Here is a 19,614-nt window from a genome sequence, read left to right as displayed (position 1 = left end):
TTAATGCCGCCCCCGGCAATCAGTGCCCGACCTTGATGCGCCCTCACCTAACCTGCGTGGCGCAGAGGAGAGCGGTGGACGAGGCGTTCCCGACTCCCTGCCGGCGCCCGTCGCGGGTGCCCTGACCGGCCGTGCCCGGGTTGCGCTTTGCGCTCCCGGCACCGCCTTTGAGCATTAAGGGGAGAGCTGCCTTGCTGACACTGCCATTCATCTACGGCGCCAGTGGTTTGTGCGCCGTGCTGCTGTTTGCCTACCTGGGTTATGCGCTGATCCGTGCCGAGAAATTCTGATGACCGCACGCAGCAACTGCCACCCACTTTCATTCGCCCGTCCGGGCATCTACCAGAAAGGAAACCAGCCATGTTCGACCTGATCTTCGTGGGCCTGACCCTGGGGTTCTTTGTGTTGACGGCCCTGGTCATCGTCGCCATGGGCAAGATTTGAACGGAGCATCGACATGTTGAGTACTGTGCTGGAATACGCGGTGATCCTCGGCCTGATGACCGGGCTGGCCGCGCTGATGGGCCAATGGCTGGCCCGGGTCTTCAGCGGCCGTGGCCACGCCTTGCCGGAGCGTGCCACCTACCGCCTGCTGGGGATCGACCCGGCTGAAACCATGGGCTGGGCCCGCTATGGCTCGGCCCTGCTGCTGTCCAATGCGGCGATGATGCTGCTGGGCTACCTGCTGCTGCGCCTGCAAGGCAGCACACCGCTCAACCCCCTGGGGCTGGCGGCGCAGACCCCGGACCTGGCGTTCAACACCGCCGCGTCCTTTATCACCAACACCAACTGGCAGGCGTACTCAGGTGAAAGCAGCCTGTCGAACTTCAGCCAGATGGCAGTGATCACCTTCCTGATGTTCGTCGGCGCCACCGCCGGCGTGGTGGCGGCAGCCGGCTTCATTCGCGGCCTGAGCCGTTCCAGCTCGGCGGATATCGGCAACTACTGGGTCGACTTCACCCGCACCCTGTACCGGGTGATGCTGCCGTTGTGCCTGGTCATGGCCCTGGTCTATGTCTGGCAGGGCATGCCCCAGACCCTCAACTCCCAGGCCCTGGCCACCAGCTTGGAAGGCGCCCAGCAGCAACTGATCGTCGGCGCCGTGGCCAGTTTCGAGTCGATCAAGCACATCGGCACCAACGGTGGCGGCTTCTTCAGCATGAACGCGGCCCACCCGTTCGAGAACCCGACGCCGCTGACCAACGTCCTGCACATCCTTAGCATGCTGCTGATCCCTTCGGCCCTGACCTACGCCTTCGGCAGCATGCTGCTGCGTCGGCGTCAGGGCTGGGTGTTCTTCGGCACTTTCCTGGTGATGTTCGTCGGCTTCCTGGCGATTGTCTTCACCGCGGAGCAGGGCGGTAACCCGCTGCTGACCCAGGTCGGTGCCGACCAGCAGATGTCGGAGACCCAGAGCGGCGGCAACATGGAAGGCAAGGAGCTGCGCTTCGGCATTGCCGACACCGCGCTGTTCGTCACCACCACCACCGGCGCCACCACCGGTTCGGTGAATGCCATGCACGACTCGCTGACCCCCATGGGCGGCTTCGTGCCCCTGGCGCAGATGATGCTCAACTGTGTGTTCGGCGGCGACGGCGTGGGCTTTATCAACCTGATCCAGTACGCCCTGCTGACGGTGTTCCTGGTGGGCATGATGATCGGTCGCAGCCCTGAGTTCCTCGGCAAGAAGATCGAGGCCCGGGAGATCAAGCTGGTGATGCTCTCGGTGCTCGCGCACCCGATCTGCATCCTCGGTTTCACCGCCCTGGCGGCACTGTGGCCGGGCACTCTCAACAGCCTCAACAATCTGGGCCCCCATGGCTTCAGCGAGGTGCTCTACGCCTACGCCTCGGGCACCGCCAACAACGGTTCGGCGTTTGCCGGCCTGAACGCCAATACACCGTTCTTCAACACCACCATTGGCCTGGCGATGCTCATGGGGCGCTTCTTCACCATGCTGCCGATGCTGGCCGTGGCCGGTTCCCTGGCGGCGAAAAAGAACATCCCGGCCGGTGCCGGCACCATTCCCACCGCCACGCCGCTGTTCATGTTGCTGGTGGTGTTCGTGGTGCTGGTGGTCGGTGGCCTGACTTTCCTGCCGGCCCTCGCGCTCGGCCCGCTGGTGGAGCAACTGCAGTTGCTCGCCGGCCAGACCTACAAGTAAGGGGTTGTGATGACTACGCAAATGCAAACCCAGGGCGCCACCGCGCTGCTGTTCAAGGGCCTGTTGCGCCCGGTGCTGGTGTCGGCGGTGTTCTTCATGCTGCTCACCGGGCTGGCCTATCCGCTGGTTACCACGGGGTTGGCCAACCTGCTGTTTCCGTTCCAGGCCCAGGGCAGCCTGGTGCAGCGTGATGGCCGGGTCGTGGGCTCGGCGCTGATCGGCCAGGCGTTCGACCGCCCGGAGTATTTCCAGGGCCGCCCGAGCATGACCCTGGGCAGCGATCCGCTGGACCCGAGCAAGAGTGTGCCCCAGCCCTACAACGCCGGGGCCAGTGGCGCCAGCAACCTGGGCCCCACCAGCCAGAAGCTGGTGGACAGCGTGGCCGCGCGGGTCAGCGCCTATCGCCAGCTCAATGGCCTGGCGGCAGACATGCCGGTGCCAGTGGACGCAGTGACCGCCTCGGCCTCCGGCCTGGACCCGCACATCTCCCTGGCCAACGCCCGGCTGCAACTGAACCGGGTGGCCCGCCAGCGGCAAATGGCCGCCGTGGACGTGCTGATGCTGCTGCAGGCGCACAGCGAAAGCCGCACCTTCGGCCTGCTGGGCGAGCCCCGGGTCAATGTGCTGCAACTCAACCTGGCGCTGGATGCCCAAGCGCCCCTGCATTCCTCGCCCGTTGCGGCCAGTGAGTAAGAGACGTCGATCATGAGTAGCAACCCTCGTATAGCGTTGTTCGACCGTGGGCTAGTGCTCACCGCGTGCCTGGATGCCGTGAAGAAACTGCTGCCCCAGGCGCAGTGGAAGAACCCGGTGATGTTCGTGGTCTACCTGGGCAGCCTTCTCACCACCCTGCTGTGGTTCCAGTCCCTGGGCGGCGAGGGTGAGGCCCCCAGCGGCTTTATCCTCAGCATCACCCTGTGGCTGTGGTTCACCGTGCTGTTTGCCAACTTTGCCGAAGCCCTGGCCGAGGGCCGCAGCCGGGCCCAGGCGGCGAGCCTCAAGGGCATGAAGCGCCAGACCCTGGCCAAGCTGCTGCAACAGCCCCGGCATGGCGCCGCCTGGTTGCCCATGGCCGCCAGCGAACTGCGCAAGGACATGGTGGTGCTGATCGAGGCCGGCGACCTGGTGCCCCTGGACGGCGAGGTCATCGAAGGCGTGGCCACGGTGGACGAAAGCGCCATCACCGGTGAATCGGCGCCGGTGATCCGCGAGGCCGGAGGCGATTTCTCCTCGGTCACCGGCGGCACCCGGGTGCTGTCGGACTGGTTGGTGGTGCGCATCAGCGTCAACCCCGGCGAGTCGTTCCTGGACCGCATGATCTCCATGGTGGAGTCGGCCAAGCGCCAGAAGACTCCCAACGAGGTGGCCCTGACCATTCTCCTGGTGGGCCTGACCCTGCTGTTCCTGCTGGTGATCGTGACCCTGAGCCCGTACTCGATCTTCGCCGTGGCCATGAGCGGCACCGGCAGTGTGATCAGCGCCACGGTGATGGTGGCGCTGCTGGTGTGCCTGATCCCCACCACCATCGGTGGCCTGCTCTCGGCCATCGGTGTGGCGGGCATGAGCCGGATGATGTCGGCCAATGTCATTGCCACCTCCGGCCGCGCCGTGGAAGCGGCGGGGGACGTGGACGTGCTGCTGCTGGACAAGACCGGCACCATCACCCTGGGCAACCGCCAGGCCAGCGCCTTCCTGCCGGCGCCGGGGATCAAGGACAGTGAACTGGCGCAAGCCGCGCAACTGGCTTCCCTGGCGGACGAGACCCCTGAAGGCCGGAGCATCGTGGTGCTGGCCAAGCAACTGTTCGACATCCGTGGGCGCGACCTTCACGCCCTGGGCGCCAGCTTCGTGCAGTTCACCGCCCAGACCCGCATGAGCGGGGTCGACCTGCCCGAGGGCCGGAGCATCCGCAAGGGCGCGGCCGATGCCATCCGCCGGCATATCGAGGCCCAGGGCGGCAGCTTCCCGCCGGCCTTGCAGGCCAAGGTCGATGAAGTCTCGCGCCGTGGCAGTACGCCGCTGGTGGTCAGTGAAGGCGCCCAGGCCATGGGCGTGGTGGAGCTCAAGGACGTGGTCAAGGGCGGGATCAAGGAGCGCTTCGCCGAGCTGCGGCGCATGGGCATCAAGACCGTGATGATCACCGGTGACAACCGCCTGACCGCGGCGGCCATCGCCGTGGAAGCCGGGGTCGACGATTTCCTCGCCGAAGCGCGGCCCGAGGACAAGCTGCAACTGATCCGCGACTACCAGGCCAAGGGCAAGCTGGTGGCCATGACCGGCGACGGTACCAACGACGCCCCGGCCCTGGCCCAGGCCGACGTGGCGGTGGCCATGAACAGCGGCACCCAGGCGGCCAAGGAAGCCGGCAACATGGTGGACCTGGACAGCAACCCGACCAAGCTGATCGAAGTGGTGGAAGTGGGCAAGCAGATGCTCATGACCCGCGGTGCCCTGACCACCTTCAGCGTGGCCAACGACGTGGCCAAGTATTTTGCTATCGTACCGGCCGCCTTCGTCGCCACTTACCCGCAACTGGCGGCGCTGAACGTGATGCACCTGAACAGCCCGAACTCGGCGATTCTCAGTGCGGTGATCTTCAACGCGCTGATCATCGTGTTCCTCATCCCCCTGGCGCTCAAGGGGGTGAAGTACCGGGCCATTGGCGCCGCGGCGCTGCTCAACCGCAACCTGCTGATCTACGGCCTGGGCGGGGTGCTGGTACCCTTCGCCGGGATCAAGCTGATCGACATGCTGCTGGCCGGCCTCGGCCTGGTCTGACAGGGACTTGCAAGGCGGCGCTCTTTCGAGTGCCGCCTTGTCCATTTAAGGATGCACATGGCTGTTCTCGATGCTGACATGCCGCCCCGCGACGGTCGCCCCGATCCCGATGCGCTGCTGGAAAAACTGCAGCAGGACGAGCAAGCGGCCCAACGGGGCAAACTGCGGATCTATTTCGGTTCCAACGCCGGAGTCGGCAAGACCTGCGCCATGCTCACCGCGGCGCGCAACGAAGTGGCCCAGGGCCGCGACGTGGTGGCCGGGGTGGTGGAAACCCATGGCCGGCGGGAAACCGCCGAGCTGCTGCAAGGGCTGCAAGTGCTGGAGCGCCACCGCCTGATGCACCGCGACTACGCGTTGCCGGAGTTCGACCTGGATGCCGCCCTGGCGCGCCACCCGGCGGTGCTGCTGGTGGACGAGCTGGCCCACAGCAACGTGCCCGGCTCGCGCCATCCCAAGCGCTGGCAGGACGTGGAGGAATTGCTGCGGGCCGGCATCGATGTCTGGACCACCCTCAACGTCCAGCACCTGGAAAGCCTCAACGACATCGTCAGCGGGATCATCGGCATTCGGGTGCGCGAGACGGTGCCCGACCACCTGTTCGACGAAGCCCACGAAGTGCTGGTGATCGACCTGCCGCCGGATGACCTGCTGCGCCGCCTCAAGGACGGCAAGGTCTACCTCGGGCCCCAGGCCGAACGCGCTTCACGGCATTTCTTTCGCAAGGGCAACCTGCTGGCCCTGCGTGAACTGACCCTGCGCCGTACCGCCGACCGGGTCGATGCACAGATGCGCGACTATCGCCGCGAGCGTTCGATCAATGCCTTGTGGCCAGCCCGCGAGCGCTTGCTGGTGGGGATCGCCGGCGACCCGGCGGACGAGCGCCTGGTGCGCGAAGCCGCGCGCCTGGCGCAAAAGCTCGAAGCCGACTGGATGGTGGTGCACGTGGCTTCGGCCCAGCGCCGTGGCGCCGGCGCCGCCCGTTATGCGGCGGCCATGAAGACCCTGGCCCTGGCCGCCGAGTTTGGCGCCGAGACCGCCACTTTGCCCGGCATGGATGTCGCCGAAGCCCTGGTGGCCTGCGCTCGCGAGCACAACGCCAATCGCCTGGTGCTGGGCCATTACCCGCGCAAGGTCTGGCAGTTCTGGCACCAGTCGGTGAGCGACCGCATCAGCCGCCAGCACCCGGAAATCGACCAGATCGTGATCGCCAACGGGCCCTTGAGCCGGCGCCCTGCGCCAGTGGACAAGCCCGAGGCCGGCCTGCCGCCCAGCCGCGCGCCGGCCTACCTGTGGGCGAGCCTGGCGTGCTTTGCCGCCACCGCGGTGGCGGCGCTGCTGCTCAAAGTGTTCGACCCGGCCAACGTGGTCATGCTGTTCCTGCTGACCGTGGTCCTGGTGGCGCTGCGCTACGGGCGGGGCCCCGGCGTCTGGGCGGCGATGCTGGCGGTGCTGTGCTTCGATTTCTTCTTCGTCCAGCCGGTGTGGTCGTTCACGGTCAACGACACCCAGTACTTCTTCACCTTCGCCCTGATGCTGGGGATTGCCCTGATCACCGGCCAGCTCACCGCGCGCCTGCGCCATGAAGCGCGTACCGCGGCCGCGGGCGAGCGCCGTGCCACCTCCCTGGCCGGGCTGGCCCGTGAGCTGTCGGCGGCGTTGACCGAGGAGCAGATCTGCGCCGTGGCCTTGCGTACCTTCAGTGGGGTGTTCGAGGCCCGGGTCGGGCTGGCGTTGCCGGATGCCGAGAACCGGGTGCGGGCGCTGAGCGCCAATACCCTGGCCATTGACGAGAGCATCGCCCAGTGGGCCTATGACCACGACCAACCGGCCGGGCGCGGCACCGATACCCTGGCGGCGGCCAAGGGCTGCTATCTGCCGCTCAAGGCGCCGATGCGGGTGCGTGGCGTGCTGGTGCTTGAAGCCGAGGATGCCGAGCGCCTCAAGGAGCCGGAAGAACAGCGCCTGCTGGAGGCCTGCATGAGCCAGCTGGCGATTGCCCTGGAGCGCGTGCATTACGTCGAGGTGGCCCAGAGCACTGTGCTGCAGATGGAGGGCGAGCGCATGCGCAACACCCTGCTGGCGGCCATTTCCCATGACCTGCGCACGCCCTTGACCACCATCATCGGCGCCGCCGACGCCGCCTTGCCCCACGCTGCGCAGGGCCCGCTCAAGCACCTGCTGGCAGGGATTCACGATCAGGCTTCGTCCATGCAGCGGCTGATCGAGAACCTGCTGGACATGGCGCGCATGCAGGAGCGCGGGGTACGCCTGAATCGCCAGTGGAACTCCCTGGAGGAGATTGTCGGCAGTGCCCTGCGCCAGCTGCGCGAGCCCCTGGCCGGGCATCAATTGCGAGTGGCCATGGCGCCGCAGCTGCCCTTGGTGGAAGTGGACGCGCTGTTGCTGGAGCGGGTGCTGGTGAACCTTCTGGACAACGCCGCCAAGTACACCCCGGCCGGGACCCTGGTGCAGATCAGCGCCCGCCAGGTCGACCAGCAGATCATCCTGCAGGTCAGCGACAGCGGCCCGGGCTGCCCGAAGGGCAGTTCCCCGGCCAGCCTGTTCGAAGCCTTCAGTCGCGGTCAGCAGGAATCCGCCGTGGCCGGCATCGGCCTGGGCCTGGCCCTGGCCAAACGTATCGTCGAGGCCCATGGCGGGCGCATCGAGGCCCAGCCTCATGCCGATGCCGGGCTGAGTTTTGTCATCACCTTGCCGGCGGGTCAGCCGCCTTCCATGGAAACCCTATGAGCAGCGCACGCATCCTGATCGTCGAGGACGAAGCCAATATCCGCCGTTTCGTCGGTATCGCCCTGGAGGACGAAGGTTTCCAGGTGTTCGAGGCCGACAGCGTCAAGCGCGCCCTGATCCATGCCGCCAGCCGCCAGCCGGACCTGGTGATCGTCGACCTGGGCCTGCCGGACGGCGACGGCAAGCAGTTGATCAGCGAGCTGCGCGGCTGGCTGGCGGTGCCGATCCTGGTGCTGTCGGCCCGGGATCGGGAGGACGAGAAAGTCGCCGCCCTGGATGCCGGCGCCGACGACTACCTGGTCAAGCCGTTCGGCGTGCCGGAACTGCTGGCGCGGATTCGCGCGCAACTGCGCCGTCATGGCCAGAGCGGTACGGCGGCCGCCACCAGCAAGGTGGCCTTTGGTGCCATCGAGGTCGACCTGGCCACCCATGAGGTGCGCCGCGAAGGGCTGCCTGTGCACCTCACGCCGATCGAGTACCGTCTGCTCTGCGCGCTGATCCGTGGCCAGAGCCGGGTGCTGACCCATCGCCAGTTGCTGCTGGAAGTCTGGGGCCTGGACTACGTCGACCGCGCCCATTACCTGCGGGTGCACATGGCCCATCTGCGGCAGAAGCTGGAGGCCGATCCGGCCCAGCCCCAGCATCTGATCACCGAGTTGCAGGTGGGTTACCGCCTGGTGGGGCTGTGATCCCGGCCCAGGGATTTTTCGCCGCGGCGCCGTTCGTGGACAAAGTCGATGTACAGGGTGATGCAGCCGAAGGCAGCAATGCCGAACAGCAGTAGAAGGCCGATCTGGATATTGCTCATGGGAAAGCTCCTGGGGGCAGGACGGGGCGGTTCCAGCCCGCTCGGGCTGGCCACCCTGACGTCGGGGAGCTGATAGATAAGCCCTTGGCGCAGGCGTTGCCAGGGCTTATATGAAAGCTTTACGGCGGCCCCTTCGATCCCTATGCAATGCATACGCAGGCTGCACTGTTGATAGAATCGGCGGCCCTTCTCCGACCCCAGGTTGCCGCCCATGACCGCTTCGACTCCGCTGATCCGCACCGTCTTGCCCACCGACCTGGACCGCTGCTTTGCCATCGAGACCCTGGCCTACGAAGGCGACGAGGCCGCGACCCGGGACAAGATCGCCACCCGCATCGCCACCTGGCCCGAAGGTTTCATCGTTGCCGAGGTGCAGGGTGTGGTGGCCGGCTTCATCAACTCCGGCGCCACCTTCGACGTGCAGATGGCCGACGAGGCCTTCAAGGAACTGATCGGCCACGACCCGGCGGGCCCGGAAGTGGTGATCATGTCGGTGGTGGTGCACCCGGACTTCCAGGGCCTGGGCCTGTCCCGGCACCTGCTGCAAGCCTTCATCGCGCGCATGCGCGAACTGGGCAAGGCGCGCATCCACCTGATGTGCAAGGAACGCCATGTACCGCTGTACCAGCGATTTGGTTTTGTCTACATCAAGGCGTCGGAGTCGGACCACGGCGGCATGGCCTGGCACGAGATGGTGCAGTCGCTGTAGAACGGATATCGGGTTTGCAGCAGCGGGCCCGGGGTCAGAACGCCAGCGCCATCCGCCGTTCATAGCCGATCCGGCCCTTGCAGGCTTCGCCGTTTTCCACCCAGCCCAGCTTGCGGTACAGCCTGAGGGCCGGCTGGTTGTCGCTGTCCACCGCCAGGGTCAGGCCCTTGAGTTCGGGCCAGGCCTGGCGGGCGGCCTCAGGCACCGCTTGCAGGCAGGCCTGGCCGAAGCCCCGGCCCTGGTGCCGCCGGTCTACTTGCAGGGCGTGCAGGCTGGCGCTGTCGGCATCGGCCCAGGCCGGCAGGCAGGGCGGGCGCTTGAGCAGCAGGAAGGCCACCGGCCACTCCTCGCTGAGCAGGGCAAAGCCCCTGATCGCTCCCCGCGGCGCGTTGTCGAGGGTGTACAGCGCGCCATGAATGTCCCCGCTAAACGCCTTCTGTCCGGGCAGCACCTCAAGCTCCAGCAAGCGGGCATGCTGGTGGCTGTCGAGCTGTTCGTAAGGCACCAGGCGAGTGGTCACGGGCACGTAGATCCGGTGGGGGGAGGGTGCGGATTCTAGCGATTTTGCCCCGCCGGTAAATTTTTTTATGCGCAGTGTCGATTGCGCGAATGGCCAGACGACTAAGGGTGAACTGAACATTCAACGGCGTGGGTGCAGGGGGTGTTCAGCAGCGGTTCATTCCATTCATGAGGAGTTTCGCCATGCACAATCCATCCAACGAAGCGCAGGTCCGCAGCCTGATCGACAACTGGCAACAGGCTGTGATGGCCCGGGATATCCAGCGTATTGTCAGCTACTACGCCGACGACATCACGTCTTTCGACGCGGTCGGTGCCTTGCAATTCAAGGGCAAGGCCGCCTATCGCGAACACTGGGAAGCGTGCATGCAGGTCTGCCCCGGCCCGGGCATTTTCGAGTTCCATCAGTTGCAGGTGCTGGCCGACGAAGAGCTGGCCTTCGCCCACTGGCTGGCCCATTGCGGTGGCACCGATGCCGAGGGCGTGACCAAGGCCTGCTGGATGCGGGTGAGTGCCGCTTACCAGCGCCGTGCGGGCCAATGGCTGGTGGTGCACGAGCACTGGTCGGCGCCGTTCGACATGCTCACCGGGACCACCCAGTTCGACCTGCAACCCTGAGCAACCAGCGGTTCGCCAAAGCGGCGAACAGCGACCATAGTTGCTCAGCCCGAATCCGGAGGTGCCCATGAAATACCTATGCCTGGTCTACAGCGACGAACAGTTGCTGCACAGCCTGCCCGACAGCCCCGAGGATGCCGAGTGCCTGGCCTATGCCGAGTCGGTCCAGGGCAGCGGGCGGATGCTTGCCGCCGAGGCGCTGCAATCGGTGCACACCGCCACCACGGTGCGCATGCGCGGTGGCAAGCTGTCGATCACCGATGGCCCGTTCGCCGAAACCAAGGAACAGTTGGCCGGTTTCTACCTGATCCAGGCCAAGGACTTGAACGAAGCTATCCAGGTGGCCGGGCAGATACCGGCGGCCCGGGTCGGCAGTGTCGAAGTGCGTCCGGTACGTGAATTGAATCCCTGAAAACAACGATAAACAGGAGTTTCGCGATGACTTTCCAGACCGCGGGCCGCAAGCCCGCCGAGCATGAACTGTCCATCAGCCGCCTGATCGACGCGCCGCGCAACAAGGTCTTTCGCGCCTGGACCGAGCCGGCCTTGCTGGCGCAATGGTGGGGGCCCCACGGCATGATCACTCCGGAGTGTGAAATGGACCTGTGGGTCGGCGGCCAGTTTCGTACCCTGATGCGCGCCCCGGACGGCAGCGAGTACCCGACCATGGGGGTGTTCCTGGAGATCGCCGCGCCGTCGCGGCTGGTGTTTACCGACGCCTACCTGCCGGGCTGGATCCCCTCGGGCAAGCCGTTCATGACCGCTGAAGTGACCTTCGAGGAGCAGGGCGACCAGACCCTCTACACTGCCCGCGCCATGCACTGGACCGAGGCCGATCGCAAGGCCCATGAGGCCATGGGCTTTCACGAGGGCTGGGGGCAGAGCCTGGAGCGCCTGGTGGCCCTGGTCACCCGGGACCTGCCGGACTGATGAGCGACCAGCCTCGGGAAGTCATCGCGGCAACGGTGGCGCAGGTCTACCGCGAGCAGTCGCGGCGAATCCTCGCCACCCTGATCCGCCTGCTGGGGGATTTCGACCTGGCCGAGGAGGCTCTGCATGAAGCCTTCTTCGTGGCGGTGGAGCGCTGGCGCAGCGATGGCGTGCCGGACAACCCGCGGGCCTGGCTGGTGTCCGTCGGCCGCTTCAAGGCCATCGACGCCCTGCGTCGCCGGGCGCGCTTCGCGGCGTCACAGGCGGCGCTGCTCAGCCAGCTCGAGCAACTGGAACAGGACGACTGGAGCGCCGAGGACGTGCAAGACGATCGCCTGCGCCTGATCTTCACCTGCTGCCACCCGGCGCTGGCGGCGGATGCCCAGGTACCCCTGACCCTGCGGGAGATCTGCGACCTGAGCACCGAGGAAATCGCCCGGGCCTTTCTGGCCACGCCGGCCACCATCGCCCAGCGCATCGTGCGTGCCAAGGCGAAGATCCGCGATGCGCGGATTCCCTACCAGGTGCCGGCGTTGAGCGAGCTGCCCGAGCGCCTGGAGAGCGTGCTGCGGGTGATCTACCTGGTGTTCAACGAAGGGTATTCGGCCTCCATGGGCGCCGAGCTGACCCGGGAGGACCTGACCCGCGAAGCCATCCGCCTGGGCTACCTGCTGCTGGAACTGTTGCCGGAAGCGGAGGTGATGGGCCTGCTGGCGCTGATGCTGTTGCACGAGTCACGGCGTGGCGCGCGCCTTTCCAGCGACGGCGAGCTGGTCCTACTGGACGAGCAGGATCGCGGGTTGTGGCAGCAGGACTTGATCGAGCAGGGCTGTGCCCTGGTAGAGCGCGGCCTGCGCAGCGGCCAGGCCGGGCCCTATTGCCTGCAGGCGGCGATTGCCGCGGTGCATGCCGAAGCGCCGAGTGCAGCACAGACCGACTGGCCGCAGATCGTCGGTTTGTATGACGTGCTGCTGCGCCTGCAGCCTTCGCCGGTGATCGAGCTCAACCGTGCCGTGGCCCTGGCCCAGCGCGACGGGCCCGGTGCCGGGCTGGCGCAAGTGGAAGCGATCCTGCTGCGCGGCGACTTGCAGGATTACCACCTGGCCCATGCCGCTCGTGCCGACTTCTGCCGGCAACTGGGGCATATCGCCGCGGCGCGCCAGTCCTACCAGCGGGCCCTGGCCCTGGTCCGGCAAGCCCCCGAGCGGCGCTTCCTCGAACAGCGCCTGGCCCAGCTCCCCCAGTAGCCGCTGCCGAAGGCTGCGACCGAACCCGCCGGGGCGCCAACCGCGCCCCGGCTCAAGCCTGCTGCCGGGTCGCCGCCAGGACGATCTCGCGGATACACACTTGCTGCGGCTGCTGGTAGGCAAAGGCAATGGCCCCGGCCACATCGTCTGCACTCAGCACCGTACCGCCCATGTCCTGTTTCCAGGCCTGGTAACCGGCCTTGATGGCCTCGTCGGTGGTGTGGCTCAGCAGTTCGGTTTCTACCGCACCGGGGGCGATGGTGATGACCCGCACATTGTGCGGCGCCAGCTCTTCGCGCAGGTTTTCCGAGAGCCCGTGGACCGCGAACTTGGTGCCGACATAGGCCACGTGGTTGGCAAAGGTCTTGCGCCCGGCCACCGAACTGACGTTGATCAGGGTGCCCTGGCGGCGCTCGATCATCCCGGACACCACGGCGTGCACGCCATTGAGCAGCCCCTTGACGTTGACGTCGAGCATGCGCTCCCACTGCTGCGGGTCCTGCCGGCTGATGTCCCCCAGGAGCATGACCCCGGCGTTGTTGATCAGGGCGTCCGCCGGGCCGAACCGCGCTTCGGCCTCCTCCACGGCGGCCAGCAGTGCGGCGCGGTCGGTGATGTCCACCGCGCGGCTCAGGCTGTCGGGCAGTTCCAGGGCGTGCAGGCGCTCGACGCGCCGGGCCAGCAGCAGGAGGGGATGGCCGGCCGCCGACAGCAGGCGGGCGGTGGCCTCGCCGATGCCCGAACTGGCGCCGGTGATGATGACGAGAGGCTTGCTCATGGGAGGACTCCAGGAATAAGAAAAATGCATGGCTTTACGGGACGGGCAGTATATTTAGCCCTCTTGAGGCTGAAAAATGCCTTATTCCTCTGTCTGTCATCGGTATTTCCTATGGATATCCGCCATCTCAAAGCCTTCCTTGCGGTGTTCGAGGAGCGCAACATCACCGCTGCCGCCCAGCGCTTGTGCATCAGCCAGCCGACCTTGTCGGTGACCATCAAACAGCTTGAGGACGAGTTGGGGGCGCAGTTGTTCCTGCGCCAGCCACGGGGTGTTGAAGTCAGCGAGCAGGCGCGGGTGCTGTATCCCCAGGCCCGGCGCATGGTGGCCGAGGCCGAGAGCTTGAGCCGTCTGTTTCGCCAGGACGAAAGCCGTTTGGCGCTGGAGCTGGGAGTAGAAGGTGATATTGCCGACAGCCAGGTCTCCGCTTTCGTACGAATGGCCCAGCAGGCGTTGCCCAACCTGTTGCTGACCTTGCAGGAAGGCTGTGTCGGCGACGCGCGCCTGGCGGTGGAAGAGCTGTGCTGCGAGGACGAATTGTTCCTGCCGTTATGGGAGGAGCCTTATGTGCTGGCGGTGCCGGTGGGGCACAGGCTGCTGGAGCAAGAGCAGCCCCAGCCCCGGGTGGAGGACTGGGTCACTTGCCCGGAACACGCCTCGCACCAGCGCCTGATGGCGCTCTATGGCGGTGCTGTGCAAGCCCAGGCCGGGCATGCCGGGAGCTTGAAACAGGCGCTGAACATGGTGGCGGCGGGCCTGGGGGTGGCGATGCTGCCGCTGTCGCTGGTGCAGGGCCGCGAGGGGGTAGAAAGCCGGGCCTTGCACCTGCCGGCGCCCAGCCGGCGGATCGGCTTGTGCTACGCCGTGCAGGCGCTGGAGTCGGCGACCTTGCGCACGCTGCATGACTACTTGCGCACCCTGCGGCCAATCGGCTAGCGGGCGGCGCTGACGAGCGCAGTCATTGCAGCATCTGCGCCAGCAACCAGCTGCCCGCCGGCCCTGGCGGGTGCAGGCGCGACCAGAGCGCGTCCACCGCCACGGTGCGCGGCCAGCCACGCACGTTCAGCTCCTGCAACTTGCCCGCGCCAAAACCTTCCACCAGCCAGCGCGGCAGGGGTGCCCAGCCAAAGCCGCCCTGGGCCATCTCCAGCAGCATCAGGTAGCTGGGGGCCGACCAGACCCGGCCCTGGCAGCGGCTGTCGTAGGGGTTGAGCACGGTGGCCAGACGCAATTCACGGTGCTGGCGCAGGCTTTCCTCATCGACCCGGGCCTGCTGCGCCAAGGGATGCTTGCAGGCCACGTAGAGGGAAATCTCACTGCGCTCTTGCATGGTCTTGTGCTCCAGGTCCGCCGGGTAGTCGGCCTGCATCTCGGCAAAGGCGATCTGCGCCCGGCCGCTCTGCACCAGGGCGATCAGGTCTTCGCACTCGGCAATCAGGCATTCCAGCTCGAGGTCCGGGTAACGCTGCTCGAAGGCGCTCAGGCTGCTTTCGAAGCGATCCGACTGGTAGGTGTCCGACAGCGCCACCGTGAGTTTCGCCTCAATGCCCTGGGACAGCTGGCTGGCGGCCATTTCCAGGCGGCTGGTGGCAGCCAGGATTGCTTCGGCACGCTGCAGCAGCACATGCCCGGCCGGGGTCAGGCCGGGCTTGCGGCTGGAACGGTCGAAAAGCTGCACGTCGAGGTCGATCTCCAGGCTGGCCACCGCCGCGCTGATGGTGGACTGGCTCTTGCCCAGCTTGCGCGCGGCAGCGGAAAAGGAACCTTGGGTGGCTGCCTGGACAAACGCCAGGAGCACTTCATGTGAGGCCATGAACTATCGCCCTGCTCGATGGTTATTGATTATGAAGTATCGGCCTTGTCCTGGAAGATCGGCAACACATTCATTCAAGGAGCCGACCATGAGCCTTCAGAAATCCCTTAACGAACGCATCTTCCAGGCGGTAGGTTTTGAACTGCTGGCGGTGCTGATCTGCACCCCGCTGCTGTCCTGGATCATGGACAAGCCCATGGCCGACATGGGCCTGGTGACCATCGGCATCGGCCTGTTGGCCCTGGCCTGGAACGTGGTGTTCAACGGCCTGTTCGACCGGTTGCTCAAGCGCTTGCAGTGGGTCCACAACGGCTGGACCCGGGTCCTGCATGCGTTGATGTTCGAAGGCGGGCTGGTGGCAGTGGGCGTACCGATGATTGCCTGGTGGCTGAATATCAGCCTGCTGCAGGCGTTCATCCTGGACATCGGCGTGCTGCTGTTTTTCCTGCCGTACACCTATGTCTATCACTGGGTCTACGACGTGCTGCGGGACAAGTGGCTGCAACAGCGCCTGGCTCACTGAGCCGGTTTCAGGGCGCCGGGTGCCGCCCTTCGATGGCAGCCAGATAGGCTTCCAGCGCCCGCGGCACTTCTTCGAGCAGCAGCTGGCTCTTGAACTCGGGGTGTTCCAGGGCCAGGTGGAACAGGCCGATGGGCAGGCCGAGCATGGCCATGGCGTAGGCCTCGCGCTCGGCGGCACTGGCCTGGGGAAGGCGCAGCGCAAGGACCTGGCGATAGACGCTCTTGATCTGCAGGCGCAGGTCCGGGGCCTGCAACTGGCCCATGGCAAACCCCGGGTTGATCATCAGCAGCAGGTCGGGGTGCTGCTCCAGGTATTCGAGTATCGGCAGCACCATGCGCTCTATCACTTGCCGGCCACTGGACCCCGTCCAGACCTGCGGAGCAACCGCCAGCAGGTCGCTGGTGATGGTGCTCAGGGCTTCGATGTGGCGCTGGCCCAGGGCTTCGAGCACTTGCTGCTTGTCACTGAAAAAATGATAGAGCGAACCGATGGAGGTACCGGCCAGCCGGGCGATGCCATGCATGGTCAGGTTCGCCGCCCCCTGGCTGGGCAGTAGCCGGGCACAAGCGTCGAGGATCGCCATCACCCGTTCGTGGCCACGGGACTGTTTGGGGGCTCGGTGGGGAGCGGCGGGGGAGGGAATGGATTCGGTCATGGTCAGCGAAATGTCCGGGGGCGCCTATTATGGCGTAGAGCGTGGGGTGCAGTCCTAGAGAAAACTAGACACCATCCTCTACTTTTGCAGAAAATACCCGGCTTCGGGTTCCGTTCAGTGAACCTGCTGTCCTCCTGACTATCTGAAGGCCATGACTATTTCCCGCAACTGGATCATCTGCGAACACTGCGATTCGTTGTACGAGTCCGTGCCGCTCGGCAAAGGCCAGACGGCCCAGTGCTCGCGCTGTGGCGCGGTGCTGGCCCGTGCCCGTTGGCTGAGTGTGCAGCAGCTGTTGGCCCTGTCGATCACCGCTGGGTTGTTGTTCGTCTTCGCCAATCTGTTTCCGGTGATCAAGATCAGCCTCGAAGGCCTGAGCAACGAGGCGACCCTCTGGCAATCGGTGGAGGCCCTGGCCCAGGGCCGCATCAGCCTGATTGCCGCGATCACCGGCCTGACCATCATTCTTGCGCCCTGCCTGCAGATCATCCTGCTGTGCTGGGTGCTGGGGTTTGCCAATGTGGGGCGCGCCGCGCCCGGCTTCAAGGCCAGCATGCGCGCTCTGGAGCACCTGCGGCCCTGGAGCATGCTGGAGGTGTGCCTGCTGGGGATCCTGGTGGCCATCGTCAAGCTGGCGGGGATGCTCGATGTGCACCCGGGGCTGGGGCTATGGGCCCTGGCGATGCTCACGGTGCTGATCATCCTGATTTCCGGCAAGGACATCCGCTACCTCTGGGATGACCTGGAGGGCCGCTACTGATGAGCGCTCCGCCCTACGCCCGGGACCACCAATTGATGCTGTGCCACACCTGCGGCCAGGTCTGCCAGGCGTCCGAGCATCAATGCCCGCGCTGCGATGCGCCGGTGCATGCGCGCAAGCCCAACAGCCTGGCGCGCACCTGGGCCTTTCTCCTGGCCAGCCTGATCTTCTACATTCCGGCCAACCTGCTGCCGGTAATGCACACCAGCATCTTTGGCAGCGCCAGTGAAAACACCATCATGAGCGGCGTGGTGGAGTTCTGGAAACACGGTTCCTGGGACATCGCCCTGCTGATCTTCATCGCCAGCGTGGTGGTGCCCTGCAGCAAGTTCTTTGTCCTCGGCACCCTGCTGGTGACCTGCCAGCGCCGCAGCCTCTGGGCCCAGCGCGAGCGGGCCAAGCTCTATCGTTTCATCGAGCTGATCGGCTACTGGTCGATGCTCGACGTGCTGGTGGTGGCCCTGGTGGCGGCCCTGGTGCAGTTTCGTGCCCTGAGTTCGATCGACCCGCGCATGGGTATTCTGTTTTTTGGTTTGGTGGTGGTGCTGACGATGTTGGCGGCCATGAGTTTCGATCCCCGGCTTATCTGGGACGCAGAGGTTGAAGATGTCTGATCATCCAGGTTCCAACGCAGCAAATCCCCCGCCCGTCCCTGGCGCTCCGGCGCTGCGCACGCGGCGTTTCAATGTCTCGCTGGTGTGGCTGGTGCCGATTGTCGCGGCCCTGGTGGGGCTGTCGATGGTGGTGCACAACTCACTCTCGGCGGGGCCGGAAATCAGCATCAGCTTCCAGACCGCCGAAGGCCTGGAAGCCAACAAGACCCAGGTCAAGTACAAGAACGTGGTGATCGGCAAGGTGACCTCCATCGCCCTGAGCGACGACCGCAAGAAGGTGGTGGCCAAGGTCGAGCTGGACCAGTCCGCCGAACCCTTCACCGCCGACGATTCGCTGTTCTGGGTGGTGCGCCCGCGTATCGGCGCCAATGGCATTTCCGGGGTCGACACCCTGCTTTCCGGGGCCTTTATCGGCGCCGACGCCGGCAAGTCGGAAAAACGCAAGGACAGCTTCAAGGGCCTGGAAACCCCGCCGCCCATCACCTATGGGCAGAAGGGCAAGCGCTTTACCCTGCACACCGACGACCTGGGGTCGCTGGACATCGGCTCGCCGGTTTATTACCGGCGCATCGAGGTGGGGCAGGTGGTGTCCTACCAGTTGGCCAACAGCGGCAAGGGCGTGGACGTGAAGATCTTCGTCAATTCGCCCAACGATAAGTACGTCACCACCGACACCCGTTTCTGGAACGCCAGCGGCGTCGACGTGACCCTCGGCGCCAACGGTTTGAAGGTCAACACCGAGTCGGTGTCGTCGATCCTCGCCGGCGGCATTGCCTTCGTCGAACCCAAGTACAGCCCCAACGCCAAGCCGGCTGACGAGAACGCCGAGTACACCCTGTTCGGCGACCAGGACACCGCCCTGGCGCCGCCCGACGGCGCGCCCTATTACATTCGCATGCGCTTCGACCAGGCCTTGCGCGGCCTGTCGGTGAATGCCCCGGTGGAGTTCCTCGGGGTGAACATCGGCAAGGTGGTGTCCATGGACCTGGACTACGACGAGCAGCGCAAGTATTTTCCGACCCTGGTCGGCGCGGTGATCTACCCCGAGCGGCTGGGCAAGGCCCACGAAAAGCTGGTGAAGCAGACCGGCGGCGAAGACGACGCCCGCTCGGCGAAACTGATCGGCGCCTTCGTCAAGAACGGCCTGCGCGCCCAGCCCCGCAGCGGCAACCTGCTGACCGGCCAGCTGTACATCTCCCTGGACTTTGTCACCAACGCCAAGCCGGTGGCCTATGACGCTACCGCACGGCCCCTGGAGATTCCCACTGTGCCTGGCAGCATGGACAAGTTGCAGGAGCAGTTGCAGGCCGTGGTGGACAAGATCAGCAAGCTGCCGATCGACTCCATTGCCGCCAACCTCAATGGCAGCCTGGCGGAGATGCAGAAGACCCTCAAACAGGTCAACGGCGAAGTGCTGCCACAGATGCGCGACACCCTGGAGCAATCCAAGAAGACCCTGGCCAGCGCCAACGAGAGTTTCTCCGAAGACTCGCCGCAGCGGCAGAAACTCGGCCAGGCCATGGAGGAAGTGCAGCGCACCGCGCGTTCGGTGCGGGTGCTCAGCGATTTCCTCGGGCGTCATCCTGAAGCGCTGATCCGCGGGCGCCTCAAAGACAATCAACCGGATGCCTACCAGTCGCCATCCTCCTCTGTTCGCGAATCCGTACCGGAAGCCCAGCCATGAAAACCCGTGCCCTGTTGCTCTGCCTGACCCTGGGACTTGCCGCCTGCAGCTCCGCGCCCACCCATTACTACACCCTGCTGCCACCGGTGGCCGAAGGCAGCAGCGCGGCCCGCACCGGGGGCCCGCAGTTCGAAATGTCCACGGTGCGGATTCCGGTCCAGGTGGACCAGCCGCAACTGGTGGTGCGCCAGGACAGCGGCACCCTGGCGATCCTCGAAACCCAGCGCTGGAGCGCGCCGCTGGTGGATGAGTTCCACGACGCC

Annotated in this window: 23 protein-coding genes; 18 read left to right on the top strand and 5 right to left on the bottom strand. The window is 65.8% G+C overall.

From position 1 onward, the window contains the following. The first annotated feature begins 191 nt into the window (after positions 1–191). From kdpF to F6S12_RS06800, 7 genes are all read left to right on the top strand, one after another. Entirely contained in the window at positions 192–290 is a 99-nt protein-coding gene (gene kdpF, locus F6S12_RS06830; RefSeq protein WP_019093583.1) for a K(+)-transporting ATPase subunit F, read from the top strand. Continuing rightward, complete coding sequence (locus tag F6S12_RS06825; protein WP_011062828.1) at positions 274–444, top strand: hypothetical protein; 171 nt, start codon at positions 274–276, stop codon at positions 442–444. The genes kdpF and F6S12_RS06825 overlap by 17 nt, the downstream gene beginning before the upstream one ends. Positions 445–457: 13 nt before the next feature. Continuing rightward, complete coding sequence (gene kdpA, locus F6S12_RS06820; RefSeq protein ID WP_315868799.1) at positions 458–2,164, top strand: potassium-transporting ATPase subunit KdpA; 1,707 nt, start codon at positions 458–460, stop codon at positions 2,162–2,164. 9 nt (positions 2,165–2,173) lie between these two features. Further along, the gene (kdpC, locus tag F6S12_RS06815) at positions 2,174–2,857 is read left to right on the top strand and encodes a potassium-transporting ATPase subunit KdpC (protein ID WP_015636717.1); all 684 of its coding nucleotides are present in this window, start codon (positions 2,174–2,176) and stop codon (positions 2,855–2,857) included. 12 nt (positions 2,858–2,869) lie between these two features. Continuing rightward, entirely contained in the window at positions 2,870–4,942 is a 2,073-nt protein-coding gene (kdpB, locus tag F6S12_RS06810) for a potassium-transporting ATPase subunit KdpB (protein ID WP_315868798.1), read from the top strand. 78 nt (positions 4,943–5,020) lie between these two features. Then, entirely contained in the window at positions 5,021–7,693 is a 2,673-nt protein-coding gene (locus F6S12_RS06805) for a sensor histidine kinase (RefSeq protein WP_019093585.1), read from the top strand. Then, entirely contained in the window at positions 7,690–8,382 is a 693-nt protein-coding gene (locus tag F6S12_RS06800) for a response regulator (RefSeq protein WP_011062823.1), read from the top strand. The genes F6S12_RS06805 and F6S12_RS06800 overlap by 4 nt, the downstream gene beginning before the upstream one ends. On the opposite strand, the gene F6S12_RS06795 is transcribed toward F6S12_RS06800, so the two are convergent. Continuing rightward, on the bottom strand, positions 8,361–8,501 hold the full coding sequence (locus F6S12_RS06795) for a hypothetical protein (protein WP_015636715.1): 141 nt from the start codon (positions 8,499–8,501) through the stop codon (positions 8,361–8,363). The two genes, F6S12_RS06800 and F6S12_RS06795, sit on opposite strands and share 22 nt — an antisense overlap. A gap of 211 nt (positions 8,502–8,712) precedes the next feature. Here F6S12_RS06795 and F6S12_RS06790 point away from each other — a divergent pair, with 211 nt between their 5' ends. Beyond that, a complete protein-coding gene (locus tag F6S12_RS06790; protein ID WP_011062822.1) occupies positions 8,713–9,210 on the top strand; it encodes a GNAT family N-acetyltransferase in 498 nt (165 codons plus the stop codon). Between the two features lie 34 nt (positions 9,211–9,244). On the opposite strand, the gene F6S12_RS06785 is transcribed toward F6S12_RS06790, so the two are convergent. Then, positions 9,245–9,730 carry a GNAT family N-acetyltransferase gene (locus F6S12_RS06785; RefSeq protein ID WP_011062821.1) on the bottom strand — a complete coding sequence of 162 codons (486 nt, stop codon included), beginning with the start codon at positions 9,728–9,730 and terminating at the stop codon, positions 9,245–9,247. A gap of 182 nt (positions 9,731–9,912) precedes the next feature. On the opposite strand from F6S12_RS06785, the gene F6S12_RS06780 reads away from it, so the two are divergent. The 4 genes from F6S12_RS06780 (at position 9,913) to F6S12_RS06765 (ending at position 12,524) form a co-directional block, all read left to right on the top strand. Continuing rightward, positions 9,913–10,347, top strand: a complete 435-nt coding sequence (locus F6S12_RS06780) for a YybH family protein (protein WP_019093589.1) — start codon at positions 9,913–9,915, stop codon at positions 10,345–10,347. A 67-nt stretch (positions 10,348–10,414) separates the two neighbouring features. Next, positions 10,415–10,759 (top strand): YciI family protein, encoded by a 345-nt coding sequence (locus F6S12_RS06775; RefSeq protein ID WP_011062819.1) that lies wholly within the window; start codon positions 10,415–10,417, stop codon positions 10,757–10,759. Positions 10,760–10,785: 26 nt separating this feature from the next. Then, entirely contained in the window at positions 10,786–11,277 is a 492-nt protein-coding gene (locus tag F6S12_RS06770; RefSeq protein ID WP_019093590.1) for an SRPBCC family protein, read from the top strand. Then, positions 11,277–12,524, top strand: coding sequence for an RNA polymerase sigma factor (locus F6S12_RS06765; protein WP_011062817.1), 1,248 nt, complete (start codon positions 11,277–11,279; stop codon positions 12,522–12,524). The genes F6S12_RS06770 and F6S12_RS06765 overlap by 1 nt, the downstream gene beginning before the upstream one ends. Positions 12,525–12,576: 52 nt before the next feature. On the opposite strand, the gene F6S12_RS06760 is transcribed toward F6S12_RS06765, so the two are convergent. Continuing rightward, positions 12,577–13,302 (bottom strand): SDR family oxidoreductase, encoded by a 726-nt coding sequence (locus F6S12_RS06760; protein WP_019093591.1) that lies wholly within the window; start codon positions 13,300–13,302, stop codon positions 12,577–12,579. A 111-nt stretch (positions 13,303–13,413) separates the two neighbouring features. On the opposite strand from F6S12_RS06760, the gene F6S12_RS06755 reads away from it, so the two are divergent. Further along, positions 13,414–14,238, top strand: a complete 825-nt coding sequence (locus F6S12_RS06755; RefSeq protein ID WP_041752501.1) for a LysR family transcriptional regulator — start codon at positions 13,414–13,416, stop codon at positions 14,236–14,238. A 22-nt stretch (positions 14,239–14,260) separates the two neighbouring features. On the opposite strand, the gene F6S12_RS06750 is transcribed toward F6S12_RS06755, so the two are convergent. Then, positions 14,261–15,115, bottom strand: coding sequence for a LysR family transcriptional regulator (locus F6S12_RS06750; protein WP_015636709.1), 855 nt, complete (start codon positions 15,113–15,115; stop codon positions 14,261–14,263). 88 nt (positions 15,116–15,203) lie between these two features. On the opposite strand from F6S12_RS06750, the gene F6S12_RS06745 reads away from it, so the two are divergent. Beyond that, positions 15,204–15,638, top strand: coding sequence for a multidrug/biocide efflux PACE transporter (locus F6S12_RS06745; protein ID WP_011062813.1), 435 nt, complete (start codon positions 15,204–15,206; stop codon positions 15,636–15,638). A gap of 7 nt (positions 15,639–15,645) precedes the next feature. Here the strand turns inward: F6S12_RS06745 and F6S12_RS06740 are convergent, their stop codons facing one another. Next, positions 15,646–16,293, bottom strand: a complete 648-nt coding sequence (locus F6S12_RS06740) for a TetR/AcrR family transcriptional regulator (protein ID WP_072450736.1) — start codon at positions 16,291–16,293, stop codon at positions 15,646–15,648. Positions 16,294–16,444: 151 nt separating this feature from the next. Here F6S12_RS06740 and F6S12_RS06735 point away from each other — a divergent pair, with 151 nt between their 5' ends. The 4 genes from F6S12_RS06735 to F6S12_RS06720 form a co-directional block, all read left to right on the top strand. Next, positions 16,445–17,053, top strand: a complete 609-nt coding sequence (locus F6S12_RS06735; protein ID WP_015636707.1) for a paraquat-inducible protein A — start codon at positions 16,445–16,447, stop codon at positions 17,051–17,053. Next, positions 17,053–17,667, top strand: a complete 615-nt coding sequence (locus F6S12_RS06730; RefSeq protein WP_011062811.1) for a paraquat-inducible protein A — start codon at positions 17,053–17,055, stop codon at positions 17,665–17,667. The genes F6S12_RS06735 and F6S12_RS06730 overlap by 1 nt, the downstream gene beginning before the upstream one ends. Next, the gene (locus tag F6S12_RS06725) at positions 17,660–19,351 is read left to right on the top strand and encodes an intermembrane transport protein PqiB (RefSeq protein ID WP_015636705.1); all 1,692 of its coding nucleotides are present in this window, start codon (positions 17,660–17,662) and stop codon (positions 19,349–19,351) included. Before F6S12_RS06730 ends, F6S12_RS06725 begins: the two co-directional genes overlap by 8 nt. Then, positions 19,348–19,614 (top strand): membrane integrity-associated transporter subunit PqiC (locus F6S12_RS06720; protein ID WP_315868797.1); only part of this gene is annotated, 267 nt, incomplete at its 3' end. The genes F6S12_RS06725 and F6S12_RS06720, both read left to right, overlap by 4 nt.

This window comes from Pseudomonas sp. JV245A (assembly GCF_032424515.1).
Classification (GTDB): domain Bacteria; phylum Pseudomonadota; class Gammaproteobacteria; order Pseudomonadales; family Pseudomonadaceae; genus Aquipseudomonas; species Aquipseudomonas protegens.
This window is presented reverse-complemented; position numbering and strand designations above follow the sequence as displayed.

Excerpts from the sequence above, each read along its gene's own strand:
- kdpA (WP_315868799.1), top strand. The coding sequence starts at position 458 with ATGTTGAGTACTGTGCTGGAATACGCGGTGATCCTCGGCCTGATGACC.
- kdpC (WP_015636717.1), top strand. The coding sequence starts at position 2,174 with ATGACTACGCAAATGCAAACCCAGGGCGCCACCGCGCTGCTGTTCAAG.
- kdpB (WP_315868798.1), top strand. The coding sequence starts at position 2,870 with ATGAGTAGCAACCCTCGTATAGCGTTGTTCGACCGTGGGCTAGTGCTC.
- F6S12_RS06805 (WP_019093585.1), top strand. The coding sequence starts at position 5,021 with ATGCCGCCCCGCGACGGTCGCCCCGATCCCGATGCGCTGCTGGAAAAA.
- F6S12_RS06800 (WP_011062823.1), top strand. The coding sequence starts at position 7,690 with ATGAGCAGCGCACGCATCCTGATCGTCGAGGACGAAGCCAATATCCGC.
- F6S12_RS06795 (WP_015636715.1), bottom strand. The coding sequence starts at position 8,501 with ATGAGCAATATCCAGATCGGCCTTCTACTGCTGTTCGGCATTGCTGCC.
- F6S12_RS06790 (WP_011062822.1), top strand. The coding sequence starts at position 8,713 with ATGACCGCTTCGACTCCGCTGATCCGCACCGTCTTGCCCACCGACCTG.
- F6S12_RS06780 (WP_019093589.1), top strand. The coding sequence starts at position 9,913 with ATGCACAATCCATCCAACGAAGCGCAGGTCCGCAGCCTGATCGACAAC.
- F6S12_RS06775 (WP_011062819.1), top strand. The coding sequence starts at position 10,415 with ATGAAATACCTATGCCTGGTCTACAGCGACGAACAGTTGCTGCACAGC.
- F6S12_RS06770 (WP_019093590.1), top strand. The coding sequence starts at position 10,786 with ATGACTTTCCAGACCGCGGGCCGCAAGCCCGCCGAGCATGAACTGTCC.
- F6S12_RS06765 (WP_011062817.1), top strand. The coding sequence starts at position 11,277 with ATGAGCGACCAGCCTCGGGAAGTCATCGCGGCAACGGTGGCGCAGGTC.
- F6S12_RS06760 (WP_019093591.1), bottom strand. The coding sequence starts at position 13,302 with ATGAGCAAGCCTCTCGTCATCATCACCGGCGCCAGTTCGGGCATCGGC.
- F6S12_RS06755 (WP_041752501.1), top strand. The coding sequence starts at position 13,414 with ATGGATATCCGCCATCTCAAAGCCTTCCTTGCGGTGTTCGAGGAGCGC.
- F6S12_RS06750 (WP_015636709.1), bottom strand. The coding sequence starts at position 15,115 with ATGGCCTCACATGAAGTGCTCCTGGCGTTTGTCCAGGCAGCCACCCAA.
- F6S12_RS06745 (WP_011062813.1), top strand. The coding sequence starts at position 15,204 with ATGAGCCTTCAGAAATCCCTTAACGAACGCATCTTCCAGGCGGTAGGT.
- F6S12_RS06740 (WP_072450736.1), bottom strand. The coding sequence starts at position 16,293 with ATGACCGAATCCATTCCCTCCCCCGCCGCTCCCCACCGAGCCCCCAAA.
- F6S12_RS06735 (WP_015636707.1), top strand. The coding sequence starts at position 16,445 with ATGACTATTTCCCGCAACTGGATCATCTGCGAACACTGCGATTCGTTG.
- F6S12_RS06730 (WP_011062811.1), top strand. The coding sequence starts at position 17,053 with ATGAGCGCTCCGCCCTACGCCCGGGACCACCAATTGATGCTGTGCCAC.
- F6S12_RS06725 (WP_015636705.1), top strand. The coding sequence starts at position 17,660 with ATGTCTGATCATCCAGGTTCCAACGCAGCAAATCCCCCGCCCGTCCCT.